Source organism: Tenacibaculum sp. DPLXC6 (genome assembly GCF_056815515.1).
This window is the reverse complement of the sequence record NZ_CP141806.1, coordinates 1,352,660-1,365,889: the sequence shown is the minus strand read 5'-3', so window position 1 is coordinate 1,365,889 and position 13,230 is coordinate 1,352,660. Positions and strand designations below refer to the sequence as shown.

The window sequence follows — 13,230 nt, the reverse complement described above, 5'->3', positions numbered from 1 at the left end:
AAATTCAAATAGATTATGGAAATGCAACAATTTTATTACGATAATAAGATCGTAAAAAAATTCATCTACGCAACCTTACTATGGGGAATAGTAGGTTTTTCAGTAGGATTGTTATTGGCTTTTATGTTTTTATTCCCAAATTTAACTGATGGAATTTCATGGTTGAGTTTTGGGCGTTTAAGACCATTACATACAAATGCAGTAATTTTTGCATTCGTAGGAAATGCCATTTTTGCAGGAGTTTACTACTCATTGCAACGATTACTGAAAGCGCGTATGGCAAGTGATTTTTTAAGTAACTTTAACTTTTGGGGATGGCAGTTAATAATTGTTGCAGCAGCCATAACACTTCCGTTAGGGTATACAACTTCAAAAGAATATGCCGAATTAGAATGGCCAATTGATATAGCCATAGCATTAGTTTGGGTAGCTTTTGGTGCTAACATGATTTGGACAATCTTACAAAGAAGACAACGCCATTTATATGTAGCAATTTGGTTCTACTTAGGAACTTTTGTAACCGTAGCGGTATTACATATTTTTAATAGTTTAGAATTACCTGTAAGCTTTATGAAAAGTTATTCAGTATACGCAGGTGTTCAAGATGCATTAGTACAATGGTGGTACGGACATAATGCGGTAGCGTTCTTCTTAACGACTCCGTTCTTAGGGTTAATGTACTACTTTGTTCCTAAAGCGGCTAACCGTCCGGTATATTCATATAGATTATCTATTGTACACTTCTGGTCGTTAATTTTTATCTACATCTGGGCTGGACCTCACCACTTATTATATACATCATTACCAGATTGGGCTCAAAACTTAGGAGTAGCATTCTCTGTAATGTTAATTGCACCATCTTGGGGAGGTATGATTAACGGATTACTAACACTTCGTGGAGCTTGGGATAAAGTAAGAGTAGACCCAGTATTAAAATTCATGGTAGTTGCAATTACAGGGTATGGTATGGCAACGTTTGAAGGACCTATGTTATCATTAAAGAATGTAAACGCAATTGCACACTTTAGTGATTGGATTATTGCTCACGTACACGTAGGAGCCTTAGCATGGAACGGATTCTTAACTTTCGGTATGTTGTACTGGTTAGTACCAAGAATGTTTAAAACAAAATTATATTCTACAGCATTAGCAAACTTCCACTTCTGGATAGGTACCTTAGGTATTATCATGTATGCATTACCAATGTATGTAGCAGGATTTGTACAAGCATCAATGTGGAAACAATTCAACCCTGATGGAACCTTAACATATGGTAACTTCTTAGAAACAGTAAATGAAATTATTCCAATGTACTGGATGCGTGCTATTGGAGGAAGTTTATTTATACTAGGAGCATTCGTAATGTTATACAACATTGTTAAAACTGTAAGATCAGGTAGTGGAGTAACAGATGAATTAGCAGAAGCGGCAGCATTAACAAAAGTATCTAAATATAGAACTTCTAAAGAAGGATGGCACACTTGGTTAGAAAGAAGACCAGTAAAATTAACAATCTATGCTACAGTAGCAATTTTAATTGGAGGGGTTGTTCAAATTATACCAACTTTATTAGTGAAGTCAAATATTCCAACGATAACAAGCGTACAACCATATACACCTTTAGAGTTAGAAGGTAGAGATATTTATATCCGTGAAGGGTGTGTAGGATGTCACTCACAAATGGTTCGTCCATTCAGGTCAGAAGTAGAGCGTTATGGAGAATTTGCAAAAGCAGGAGAGTTTGTATATGACCATCCATTCTTATGGGGTTCTAAACGTACAGGACCAGATTTATTAAGAGTTGGAGGAAAATATAACGACAGCTGGCACTTAAATCACATGTACGATCCGCAAAGTACTTCACCTGGTTCTATCATGCCTTCATACCAATGGTTAGTAAGAGATAAACTAGATAAGAGTGATACCGAAAGCAAAATGAAAGCAATGGTTAGCCTAGGTGTTCCTTATACTGAAGAAGATATAGCCAATGCGCAAGCAAGTATGGAAGAACAAGGAGCTAAAATTCAAGAGAACTTATATGCTGATCCAGATTTTGCAACAAATTATGAAGCAGATAAGAAGTACGCTCAAGAAAACGGACAAACTTTCATTGAAATGAAAGATAGAGAAATCGTAGCCCTAATTGCTTATTTACAACGACTAGGTACCGATATTAAGATTAAAGATGTTGAAGATCAATTAAGCGCTAAAAACTAGAAATCATGTTAAAGTTTGTAAAAAACCATATGGAAACTATTGCAGGTATTGAAATATACCCAATTATTTCGCTAACCATATTCTTTACATTTTTTGTAGTGTTGTTTTGGTGGGTGTTTACGGCCAAAAGAGAATATATAAGTAATGTAAGTAAATTACCTTTAGATAATTAGTAAAATTAAACAAGATGAAAAAATATTTTCAATCTATAGTATATATCATTTTTGTTGCAGTTACCTTTTTTGCTATAACAACTGCAATTAAATCATACGAAAACCCATTTAGCCTGTATGAACATCCGTTAGTATGGATAGCAATTGTAGGACTGGTAACAGCAGTTGTGTTAAAAGAAGCTTTAAACATCGTAGCACAACAAAAAGCAGAGCAACTTCAAATGGAAAAAGATGGTATTCAGCCAGAAGAAGTTGATAACTGGGCTTGGGCGAAGAAAATTATAAATAAATGGACGGAAGCTAAAGCGATAGAAGAAGAGGATGAAATTATATTAGATCATAACTATGATGGAATTAAAGAGTTAGATAATAACTTACCACCATGGTGGCTATATATGTTCTACGCAACAATAGTTTTTGCAGCCGTATACTTAGTAAGATATCATGTACTGGGAGCAGATAACCAAGAGATGGAATACGCTCAAGCTGTAGCAGAAGCTAAAAGAGAGTTAGCAGCATTTAAATCAAATTCTAAAGAAGCAGTTATCGATGCAGAGACAGTAACAGTTTTAACAGATGCTGGTGATTTAAGTAGAGGTAAAGCTGTATACAACTTAAACTGTGCTGCATGTCATATTGCAGATGGTGGTGGAGGTATTGGACCAAACTTAACCGATGAATATTGGATTTTAGGAGGAGGTATAAAAAATATCTTTAATACTATTTCTAATGGAGGTAGAGATGGTAAAGGTATGGTAGCTTGGAACAAAACGTTGAAGCCAAAAGATATTCAAAAAGTAGCAAGTTATATTATTTCTTTACAAGGAACTACACCAGCAAAACCAAAAGAGCCTCAAGGAGAGTTATATAAAGAAGAAGGTCAAGCGCTAACTGTTGCTGAACCTGTAGAAGAGCAAGTAAAAGACAGTATTCAATAAAAATAGTAGTTACAAATTAGTTTTTAATAGTTGATTATGGAAACACCCAAAAACGAACAATTCAGAGATAGTATTGGTACTATAAATGATGAAGGAAAAAGGGCTTGGGTGTTTCCAAAAAAACCAAGTGGTAAGTTTTATAAATACCGAAGCTATGTAAGCTACTTTTTATTAGCATTTTTATTACTAGCACCGTTTGTTAAAATCAACGGAAATCAGTTTTTACTATTTAATGTTTTAGAACGTAAGTTCAACATTTTCGGATTTCCTTTTTGGCCTCAAGATTTTCATTTAATGGTGATTTCAATGATAATAGGAGTAGTATTTATCATCCTATTCACTGTTGTATTTGGTCGAATTTTCTGTGGATGGATTTGCCCACAAACCATTTTTTTAGAAATGGTTTTCAGAAAAATTGAATATTTAATAGAAGGAGATAGAGGAAAACAAATTCGTTTAGCTAAACAAGCATGGAATGCTGAAAAAATAAGAAAAAGAGTTTTAAAATGGATAGCCTTTTTTATCATTTCTTTTATTATAGCAAACGTTTTCTTAGCGTATCTAATAGGAAGTGATAAATTAATAAGTTACATAACAGGTAACCCATTAGACCATATTAGTACTTTAATATCATTGCTAATTTTTACAGGGGTTTTCTATTTTGTTTTTGCATGGTTTAGAGAACAGGTGTGTATTATAGCTTGTCCTTATGGTAGGTTGCAAGGAGTACTGTTAGATAATAAAACTATTAATGTTGCTTATGATCATGTAAGAGGAGAAGGTAAAACAGGAAGAGGGAAATTTAATAAAAAAGAAGATAGAGCAGCGACAGGAAAAGGAGATTGTATAGATTGTTTTCAGTGTGTGAATGTATGTCCTACAGGAATTGATATTCGTAATGGTACACAGCTAGAATGTGTAAACTGCACCGCTTGTATTGATGAGTGTGATCACATGATGGAAAAAGTAGGTTTACCAAAAGGGTTAATCCGTTATGCAAGTGAAGAAAATATTGTTAAGAAAGCGCCTTTTAAGTTCACTGCAAGAATGAAAGGGTACTCAGCAGTATTGTTTATTTTAATAGGGATTTTAGTAGGAATGCTATTTTTAAGAAATGATGTAGAAGCAACAATTTTACGATTACCAGGTCAGTTATATCAACATAAAGAAAACGGGGTTATTAGTAATATTTACACTTTTAAAGTGGTAAATAAGACAACAAAACAGATTGATAACGTGAGTTATAAATTGTTGTCTCATAAAGGAAAAATAGAAACGGTAACACATCAAGATTTTGAAGTTCCAAAACAAGGATTGGCAGAAGGAACTTTGTTCATAGAGTTACATCAATCTGAAATGAAAGACGAAAAAGAAAAACTAAAAATAGGAGTGTATAGTGGCGATAAACTTATTGAAACAACTACAACCAACTTTTTAGGACCAAGAAGTTATAGATAAATCAGTCTAAAGGTTATTAGTTTTCGTAAGTATGACTAAGAACTAAAGGCTAAAAATTAAATAAAATGAAACTAAACTGGGGCACGGGTATAGTAATAGCAATTATAGGGTTTATAGGCTTTATCATGTATTTTGTAATCACTATGAGTACAGGTAAAAATTATAACCATGATTTGGTAACTGAAAAATACTATCAACAAGAATTAGAATTTCAGAACAAATTAGACGCTACTAAAAATGCGAAAGCATTAAAAGACAATATTAAGATAGAAAAAGTTACTGAAGGAATTAAAGTCCATTTTCCAACAGACTTTAATCCTAAAGATATAAAAGGAAAAGTGTTCCTATACAGACCATCTGATAAACAACTGGATTTCGAAATGCCTATTTCGATTTCCGAAACATATTTGCTCGTGCCTGAGAAACGTTTGTTGGGTGGTCGTTGGAACATAACAGTTTCCTGGAACTACAAAAATAAAGATTATTTATTTCAGAAAGAGTTGGTGTATTAATGTTTCTCTCAGCAATTATATTTGGTTTATTAGGAAGCTTCCACTGTATTGGTATGTGTGGTCCTATAGCCTTTATGTTACCTGTAGATAGAACGAATAAAGTAAAGCAGTTTTTTCAAATTACCAGTTATCATTTTGGACGCTTATTTACTTATAGTTTAATAGGTTTTTTGTTTGGTTTATTAGGAAAAGGGTTTTATTTCTTCGGATTTCAGCAACAACTTTCTATCATTGTTGGCGTATTAATGATTTTGGCAATCCTTGTTCCCAAAACCTTTCAAAAATACAACTTCTCAAATCCAATAAATAAATTGGTAATGAAGGTAAAATCTTCTCTGGGAAAAGAGTTAAAGAAAAAAGGAAACGATACCTTTTTTACAATTGGCTTTTTAAACGGTTTTTTACCTTGTGGCTTAGTATATATGGCAGTTTTTGGAGCACTAACTACAACAAATATGTTGTCAGGAAGCCTATATATGTTTCTATTCGGGTTAGGAACTATACCGTTAATGACAGCAGTAGTTTATGTAGGTAATTTTGCAAATGGCTTGGTGCGAAAAAGAATTCAACAAGCAATACCTTATGTTGTAGTTTTTATAGGCGTATTGTTTATTCTTAGAGGATTAGGGTTAGGAATACCTTATGTTTCACCACTTCCTGTAACAGATATTCATAATTCAGTTGAAGGCTGTCATTAATCATAATTTAAAACAGCCTAAATAATACTTATTTACTAGTTAGTTCTTTTGTTTATTAGTTATACCAATACCTTGTGTTATACGGTTTCCTTGATTATCGATTATTACATTTCCTTTTAATGTAAAAGCATCATAAAAACTAAGAATTGTTTTGTTTGGTAAAAAAGTAGCATCCACAGTAACTTTACCATAAGCATCATTTAAAAAAGGATTGTTTTCTTCATTAAAATCCCATAGTTTATTTCCTGTTATAGTATCATATGCTGAAATGGTATAAGGAGTTTCTTTTTTTATGTTGACTTTGTGTCTAATAATAACAACATTATTTGTGTAAGAAATAATTTTAGCATTTAAAAACACAGTTTCTTGTAAAGTAGTAGCTAGCTGTTTCTTTTTTGCAAATAATTTATACCTATGTTCGTTTATGCGTCTTAAATAGTATGTGCTGTTAGTGTATTTGTATTTATCAGTAATTAAATTATCATCAGTATGCAAGTATAATACCTCACCATAATTAGTTTTTATATAAATACTACTTTTTTGAGCAGGAGAGTAACTTAATTCGGCAATACCACTTTTTTGATGTTTTTTAGGCATCATACGGTTTAAATCTTCCTTGTTTTTTATAACCATGTTGCTGTTAACCATGCTAAAAGCTTTTATATAATTATTAGAAGCTTCAAATAACCATAAGGTATCTTTAGCACTAAAAGTGTAAACATTATTGCCTGGAATAACTAACTTTTCAAATAAAACAGTATCTACTTTGGTAGTGTTAAATTTTCTTACGACTAAAAATGAAGAGTCATTGCTTACGGTTTTGTGTTCTTTAATATAGTTACCTTTTATTTTTTGTATACCTATTTCCCAAATTTCATTATTAGGATTATATATACGCTCTTTAAGTACATAAGCACCTCTTTCATTGATGTTTAAAAAAGAATCAATATTTATGTATTTGGGCATAAAGTAGAAGCTAACAACAAGTAGTGTTAAAATAAAATCTCTTTTGGCTAATTGCGTGTTTTGTGCTTTAAAATTTAAAAATGTTGCAATAGCAGAAAATACTCCAAAGTAAAAAATTAAAGCAATAAAAATCACTAAAAGTAAGGGTAAGGCTACATATAAACCATCATTATTTAATACAAAAAAATCAAAAGTCCATCCATTTTGTCCTGGTTTATATGAATAATGTGTACTAGTATATGCTATAGGTCTATTAAAAAAAAGACGATTGGGTATGGTAATAAAAAACTTTAATAAAATACCTAAAATAGAAACGATCATTAAAGAAATAAAGGCACGTACACCAACGCCCACAGATTTAGAAGAGTTTTTATTCATAACAAATGTAAAATTTAAGAAAGCAAATGTATAGAATATATAGTGGTTTATAAAGTGACAAAAATCATAGTTTTACTAATAAAATTTAGGTAACTTTATAGGAGACATTAAACCTAAAAGTAATTAATCATGAAAAAAATTATAGTCCCAGTTGATTTTTCTGAATATTCTGAAAATGCTTTACAAACAGCAGCTTTTTTAGCAAAAAGATCAGGCGCTGAGGTATTGGTAGTACATATGCTTGAGTTGTCTAACGCTGTCTTAAGTCGCTCAGAAAGCTATTTACAACAAGAAATGTTATTTTACCTACAAATGTCTGAAAAAAAGTTAGCAGAATTTTTAAAGAAAGATTATTTATCAGGAATAAAAGTAACACCAGTTATAAAACATTTTAAAATATTTAGTGAAATAGACCTTTTAGCAAGAAACGAAGGAGCAGATTTGATAGTTATGGGGTCTAAAGGAGCTAGTGGTTTAAAAGAAATGTTTATAGGTTCTAATACAGAAAAAGTAATTCGTTATGCACATATACCTGTATTAGTTATTAAAGAAGAGCCAGTAGTAAAACAAATAGAAAAGGTATTATTTGCTTGCGATTTTTCTGATGATGACGTGAAGCCATACAAGGAAGCAAAAGAGTTTCTTAAGAAGTTTAATGCAGATATGGAACTAGTGTATGTGAGTACTCCAACTTCTAAATTTAAAAGTACAAAAGAGTTAGAAGAAAGAATGAAGCGTTTTTTCAATCAAACTAATGAAAGTTATGATGAAGGCGTTCATAAAGTAAAAATAATTTCTGATTACACAGTAGAAAAAGGAGTGTTTTACCATGCAAATAAAATAAATTCAGATGCTTTAGTGGTAGCGACTCATGGAAGAAAAGGAATAGCACACTTTTTTGAAGGTAGCATTTCAGAAGATATTGCTAACCATAGTAAATTGCCAGTGTTGTCTTTTAAAATTTAATACACAGAAAATAAAAAAAGCTCATTCAATTTGAATGAGCTTTTTTTATCTTTACAAGAGGAAAATTTTACTTTTCTTCTTTAGCTTTTATATCATCTACAAATTTTTGTAAACGTTTACCATATTCAGAGCTTTTAACTTTATCTGTTAAACTGTTATTAATAGTATCTAAAAGTTGAATGTTAGCGTCGTATAATTCAGATAATGCAATATATGGTGCAGCTTCACTATCAGCATTTGCAATGGCAAAGTTTGTAGAGAATAAGTAACGACGACGGATCATTTTTTTGTAATCAGCTTCTACCTGCTCTAATTGTACTTCATCCTGAGCTTGACGAGCTTCAACTTCTTTTTTAACAAAGTCTAAACGTTGATCTATAAATCGTTGGTTTATTTTACGGTATTCATCCATTACCTCTTGGTTTTTAGAACCTTTAATTTCAGGCTTAAAACCAAATTCTTCAATTTTATCGTTTATAGTAATTTCACCTTCTTCACCAAAAAACATTATGTGTTTGTCTGTGGTATTACCATCAAAAGTTAAGTAATATATTACAGGAGATTCAACACTATCTGTTAGTATAAATTTATCATCACCTAACAACGCCATAGAATCAACAGATACTAATAATGTATCCTTCATTTTTTGAAGGTATAAAGTACCTTTTTTTAATCCTTTAATTTGACCTTTAACAACCATGTTCCCTTCTTTTTTAGAGGAACAAGCAAAAGCAACAAGTGCAATTGCGAAAAGAGCAATAATTTTCTTCATTGAATTCAAAATTTGTCTGTTGCAAATATGCAGATTTCTCCTAAACTTTTGAGGCTATTTCCATTAAAATTGTACATAGGATTGCACCTACAGTACCGATAGCGTATCCAAAAACGGCTAATAAAACACCTACAGTAGCTAAAGAAGGGTGAAAAGCTTGTGCTACAATTGGAGCAGAAGCAGCTCCTCCTACATTTGCTTGACTTCCTACAGCTAGGAAGAAATATGGAGCACGAATTAATTTAGCTACTAATATTAATAACCCAGCATGAATAGCCATCCATACTAAACCAATAAAAATTAAATTGAAATTATCAAAAATTAGCGTTAAGTCCATTTTCATACCAATAGTTGCTACTAATACATAAATAAAAATACTTCCTATTTTACTAGCACCAGCACCTTCGTAATTTTTAGCTTTAGTAAAAGATAAAACAACAGCAGCAATTGTTGATATACTAATTAACCAGAAGAAATTTGAACCTAAGAAAGAGAAAATGTTTCTCATAGTTTGAGACTCCATACTCGCTGTTAAAGAAGCAAAAACATCACTTAAATATGCTCCGGCAAAATGGCCGAAACCAACAGTTCCAAAGGCAATAGCAAGCATAATTATAAAATCGGTTAAAGTTGGGTTTCTTTTAACACTCTGAGTAAAGTTAGAAACTCTTTGTTTTAAATCTTCAATAGCTGAGGTATCAGCTTTTAACCATTTGTCTATTTTATCTTTTTTACCAATTCCAATTAAAATGATTGCCATCCAAATATTAGCTACTACAATATCAACAAATACCATTCCTCCATATTTAGCAGGATTGTATTGGTAAATTTCCAACATAGCAGTTTGGTTAGCTCCACCACCAATCCAGCTACCAGCTAAGGTAGAAAGTCCTCTCCAAACAGCATCAAAACCTGCACCGCCAACTGTTTCTGGTGAAACAGAAGAAATTAATAAAATGGCTATTGGCCCTCCAATTACAATTCCTATAGTACCTGTAAAAAACATGATTAATGCTTTTGAACCTAAGTTAAAAATAGCTTTTAAATCGATACTTAAAGTCATTAAAACTAAGGCGGCAGGCAATAGAAATCGGCTAGAAACATAGTATAGTTGTGATTTGTTTTTTACGACTTCACCAGCAGCACTAGTAGTTTCCCATTCTGGGGAGATAATACCAAGTGTTGTGAATATTGCAGGGATAAAATAAGCCATAAATAATCCTGGGACTATTTTGTAAAACTTAGGCCAAAACCCTGTAGTTTTAGATTCTGTATAAAATACAAAACCTAACGAAATCATTAAAATACCAAATACGATTGCATCGTTTGTAAAAAGAGGTGCTTCCATTTAAAAAATAATTTGCCGCTAAAGTATGAAATATTAGTTAGTTCTATTTTCTATGATCTGTGCTGATTGCAACTCCTAATTGAATTCTATTAAAGTTACCAACCTCATTTAGATTTATCAGTTGATACCCTGCTTGAAGCTTAACTATGTCAGATACTTTGTATTTAAAACCAGCTCCAAACCAGTTTTGATTATAGGCTTCACCCTTAAAGTCTAAAAAAGTTTCATTATATAAATATGTAGACCATTTTTCATTGATAGGATGCCCTAAGGCCAATTGGTATCGGAAAAAATTACCAGTTGTTGATTCAAAAAAACGTTGTTCTCCTCTAAAACGATGTGCTAAATTTAAGCTAGCTATTTTATGCTTTACATTTAGGTCTTCATAAATTCGATGCTCGTTAAAATCTCCTGCATTAATATCAAAAGTTCTATCAGTATTTAAGAAAGCGTATCCTACAGTAGCGCTTAAAGTTTTGTTGAATTTATAATTACCACCTAAACGTCCAATGAATTGCTGCATATCGTCTCCAATTTCAAAAAAACGGAAATGCGCCATGCTTTTTAAACTAAACTTATCAGAAATTTGATGAGATCCGTTGTACATATACCATACACCTAATTCTTTTGTTGGGTCTGGGGCTGCTGATTGTTGAGCGAAATTATTTAATGAAAATAAAGTGATAATTAATAAAGTTAACTTTTTCATAATTGTTAAAGTGGTTGTTTGTTATATTAAAAATCCCCTACATATCCGGTATATGTAGGAGATTTAATTGTTATGTAAGCAAAAATAAAAACCAGAGTTTTCTTACGAAAAATTAGGATGTTAAAATTGCGCCAACTTGTTTATAATTCATCATTTTTAATAGGCTCTTCTTTTTTTAGATAAGTATCTAAAAATTGTAAAATTCTACTATTAGCTTCTATTTGATTTTCCTTTTTAACAAAACCATGTCCTTCATCATCAAAAAGAACATATTCTACTGGAACTCCATTTTTCTTAACTCCAGCTACAATTTCATCAGACTCCACTTGCAAAACTCTTGGGTCTTTAGCTCCTTGTAGTACCATTAATGGTTTTGTTACTTTATCTGTATGAAATAAAGGAGAAATTCTTTTCAATCTTACCGAGTCTGCAGAGTGTGGATCGCCTAACTCTTTGTATAAAGCTTCTCTAAAAGACTCCCACCAAGAAGGGATACTTTTTAATGTACGCATCCAGTTCGTAACTCCGTAAATGTTTACTCCAACAGCAAATTCTTCAGGTGTATATGTTAAAGCAGCCATTGTCATATAACCACCGTAAGAACCTCCTATGATTCCTATTTTTTCAGCGTCTATTTCTGGTTGTTTTGCTAACCAATTTTTACCTTCTACACAATCTTGTAAATCTTTTTCTCCGTGATTTAAATCATCCATAGTAAAAAAGGTTTTACCATATCCGCTACTACCACGATTGTTAACAGCCAAAACAGCGTATCCGTGGTTTACTAAATATTGAATTCTAGAACTAAAATTTTGACGTGATTGCCCTCCAGGACCTCCATGAACCCAAACTAAAGCAGGAACTTTAGTATCTTTTGAAGCTTGATGTGGTAAGTAGTAGATTGCAGGAATAGTTACTCCATCAAAAGAAGGGTAACGGATTACTTTCGCTTTTACTAAATCTTCGGGGTTAATTTCTTTATTTAATACGTCAGTTAGTTGTGTTTGCTTTTTTGTTTTTAAGTCATACACATATAAGTTAGAAGGAGTGTTAGAGCCACCAGCATAAAAACGCATCATGCTTTCATCTCTAGAAAAACCAACACTAGTAATGCTTTTTCCATTAACATTAGGTAGTTCTATGTTTTTACCAGCTTTAACATCATAAACTTCAATTACATTCTTAGCATCTTCATTAATATATGTTACTCTGTAGCTACCATTATTGGTAAAGTAACTTCCAGAAATATCCCAGTCTTTAGCTAATACTTTTTCTGTTTCATTGGTACTAATAGTATATTTCATTAAGGTAGCAAATTCTCCTTCCGCATCTGTTGTGTAGTAAAACTCAGTATCATCGATAGAAAAATCAGCTGCTGAATTACCACTTAATCTTAGGTTAATTTTTGTAATTACTTTGGTGGTTCTATCAAACAAAAATAAATCACTATCGTTAGTATTAACCGTTTTACTTAATGCTAATATATTTTTGTTGTTTGATATAGCCGAAACGTTATAACCTTCTTTGTTCTCATAAATCATTTTAGGAGTAAAAGTTTCAATATCCATTTCGTAGAGATCCATAAAGCGATTGTCTCTTTTGTTTGAAGTAAAAAAGAAACTTTTTTCATCTTTAGCCCATCCAAAAAAGCTAGCTCTAGCTCCTTTAGTTGGTGTTAAATCTTTAATGTAACCATTAAGTTCTCTTAAAAAGATGTGGTAAATTTCATCACCATTATTATCCATTCTAAACAGCATTCTTTCATCTTTTGGAAAATAAGAGGTTGCAAAAACTGAAGAGCTATCTGATTTTGTAATAGGCTCTAACTCACCACCAGAAGTTGAAACAGTGTACATATTATAAATTCCTGAACGATTACTAGTTACTAGTAATTTAGAGTTGTCAGGAGAAAAACTTCCTCCAAAAACATTTTCGTTATCCATCATTTGCTCAATAGAGTATTTTTTGAGTGTTATAATGGCTTTGTCAGAATCTTTTTTATCCATTTTACAGGCAACTACCGAAAGGGCAATGGCAAGTAGTAAGAAATGTTTTTTCATAAGTGTATGTTTGGATTATTAATTTTTGTTTTTAG

At 31.9% G+C, this 13,230-nt stretch carries 12 protein-coding genes; 7 read left to right on the top strand and 5 right to left on the bottom strand.

From position 1 onward, the window contains the following. The first annotated feature begins 15 nt into the window (after nt 1-15). The 6 genes from ccoN to VCM48_RS06060 all read left to right on the top strand — a co-directional run bounded on the left by ccoN (nt 16) and on the right by VCM48_RS06060 (nt 5,996). Entirely contained in the window at nt 16-2,217 is a 2,202-nt protein-coding gene (ccoN, locus tag VCM48_RS06085) for a cytochrome-c oxidase, cbb3-type subunit I (RefSeq protein ID WP_482271995.1), read from the top strand. A gap of 5 nt (nt 2,218-2,222) precedes the next feature. Next, nucleotides 2,223-2,390 (top strand): CcoQ/FixQ family Cbb3-type cytochrome c oxidase assembly chaperone, encoded by a 168-nt coding sequence (locus VCM48_RS06080; protein ID WP_115902066.1) that lies wholly within the window; start codon nt 2,223-2,225, stop codon nt 2,388-2,390. A 14-nt stretch (nt 2,391-2,404) separates the two neighbouring features. Next, nucleotides 2,405-3,328 carry a cbb3-type cytochrome c oxidase N-terminal domain-containing protein gene (locus VCM48_RS06075; protein WP_482271994.1) on the top strand — a complete coding sequence of 308 codons (924 nt, stop codon included), beginning with the start codon at nt 2,405-2,407 and terminating at the stop codon, nt 3,326-3,328. 36 nt (nt 3,329-3,364) lie between these two features. Next, nucleotides 3,365-4,786, top strand: coding sequence for a cytochrome c oxidase accessory protein CcoG (gene ccoG, locus VCM48_RS06070; RefSeq protein WP_274640318.1), 1,422 nt, complete (start codon nt 3,365-3,367; stop codon nt 4,784-4,786). A gap of 65 nt (nt 4,787-4,851) precedes the next feature. Continuing rightward, nucleotides 4,852-5,298: a FixH family protein gene (locus VCM48_RS06065; protein WP_274640317.1), complete on the top strand. Its 447-nt coding sequence runs from the start codon at nt 4,852-4,854 to the stop codon at nt 5,296-5,298. Continuing rightward, the gene (locus tag VCM48_RS06060) at nt 5,298-5,996 is read left to right on the top strand and encodes a sulfite exporter TauE/SafE family protein (RefSeq protein WP_099214091.1); all 699 of its coding nucleotides are present in this window, start codon (nt 5,298-5,300) and stop codon (nt 5,994-5,996) included. Before VCM48_RS06065 ends, VCM48_RS06060 begins: the two co-directional genes overlap by 1 nt. A gap of 39 nt (nt 5,997-6,035) precedes the next feature. On the opposite strand, the gene VCM48_RS06055 is transcribed toward VCM48_RS06060, so the two are convergent. Further along, nucleotides 6,036-7,340, bottom strand: coding sequence for a hypothetical protein (locus VCM48_RS06055; protein WP_482271993.1), 1,305 nt, complete (start codon nt 7,338-7,340; stop codon nt 6,036-6,038). 129 nt (nt 7,341-7,469) lie between these two features. Between VCM48_RS06055 and VCM48_RS06050 the strand changes: the two genes are divergently transcribed. After that, a complete protein-coding gene (locus tag VCM48_RS06050) occupies nt 7,470-8,306 on the top strand; it encodes a universal stress protein (protein WP_482271992.1) in 837 nt (278 codons plus the stop codon). Between the two features lie 67 nt (nt 8,307-8,373). Here the strand turns inward: VCM48_RS06050 and VCM48_RS06045 are convergent, their stop codons facing one another. The 4 genes from VCM48_RS06045 to VCM48_RS06030 all read right to left on the bottom strand — a co-directional run bounded on the left by VCM48_RS06045 (nt 8,374) and on the right by VCM48_RS06030 (nt 13,195). After that, nucleotides 8,374-9,078 (bottom strand): DUF4369 domain-containing protein, encoded by a 705-nt coding sequence (locus tag VCM48_RS06045; protein WP_482271991.1) that lies wholly within the window; start codon nt 9,076-9,078, stop codon nt 8,374-8,376. Between the two features lie 40 nt (nt 9,079-9,118). Continuing rightward, entirely contained in the window at nt 9,119-10,426 is a 1,308-nt protein-coding gene (locus tag VCM48_RS06040) for a DUF819 family protein (protein ID WP_482271990.1), read from the bottom strand. 43 nt (nt 10,427-10,469) lie between these two features. Beyond that, nucleotides 10,470-11,135, bottom strand: coding sequence for a DUF2490 domain-containing protein (locus VCM48_RS06035; RefSeq protein ID WP_482271989.1), 666 nt, complete (start codon nt 11,133-11,135; stop codon nt 10,470-10,472). Between the two features lie 140 nt (nt 11,136-11,275). Continuing rightward, a complete protein-coding gene (locus VCM48_RS06030) occupies nt 11,276-13,195 on the bottom strand; it encodes an alpha/beta hydrolase family protein (protein WP_482271988.1) in 1,920 nt (639 codons plus the stop codon). Between the last annotated feature and the right edge of the window lie 35 nt (nt 13,196-13,230).

What these genes read in the sequence shown, in the direction of transcription:
- ccoN (WP_482271995.1), top strand. Translation starts at nt 16, where the DNA reads ATGGAAATGCAACAATTTTATTACGATAATAAGATCGTAAAAAAATTC.
- VCM48_RS06080 (WP_115902066.1), top strand. Translation starts at nt 2,223, where the DNA reads ATGTTAAAGTTTGTAAAAAACCATATGGAAACTATTGCAGGTATTGAA.
- VCM48_RS06075 (WP_482271994.1), top strand. Translation starts at nt 2,405, where the DNA reads ATGAAAAAATATTTTCAATCTATAGTATATATCATTTTTGTTGCAGTT.
- ccoG (WP_274640318.1), top strand. Translation starts at nt 3,365, where the DNA reads ATGGAAACACCCAAAAACGAACAATTCAGAGATAGTATTGGTACTATA.
- VCM48_RS06065 (WP_274640317.1), top strand. Translation starts at nt 4,852, where the DNA reads ATGAAACTAAACTGGGGCACGGGTATAGTAATAGCAATTATAGGGTTT.
- VCM48_RS06060 (WP_099214091.1), top strand. Translation starts at nt 5,298, where the DNA reads ATGTTTCTCTCAGCAATTATATTTGGTTTATTAGGAAGCTTCCACTGT.
- VCM48_RS06055 (WP_482271993.1), bottom strand. Translation starts at nt 7,340, where the DNA reads ATGAATAAAAACTCTTCTAAATCTGTGGGCGTTGGTGTACGTGCCTTT.
- VCM48_RS06050 (WP_482271992.1), top strand. Translation starts at nt 7,470, where the DNA reads ATGAAAAAAATTATAGTCCCAGTTGATTTTTCTGAATATTCTGAAAAT.
- VCM48_RS06045 (WP_482271991.1), bottom strand. Translation starts at nt 9,078, where the DNA reads ATGAAGAAAATTATTGCTCTTTTCGCAATTGCACTTGTTGCTTTTGCT.
- VCM48_RS06040 (WP_482271990.1), bottom strand. Translation starts at nt 10,426, where the DNA reads ATGGAAGCACCTCTTTTTACAAACGATGCAATCGTATTTGGTATTTTA.
- VCM48_RS06035 (WP_482271989.1), bottom strand. Translation starts at nt 11,135, where the DNA reads ATGAAAAAGTTAACTTTATTAATTATCACTTTATTTTCATTAAATAAT.
- VCM48_RS06030 (WP_482271988.1), bottom strand. Translation starts at nt 13,195, where the DNA reads ATGAAAAAACATTTCTTACTACTTGCCATTGCCCTTTCGGTAGTTGCC.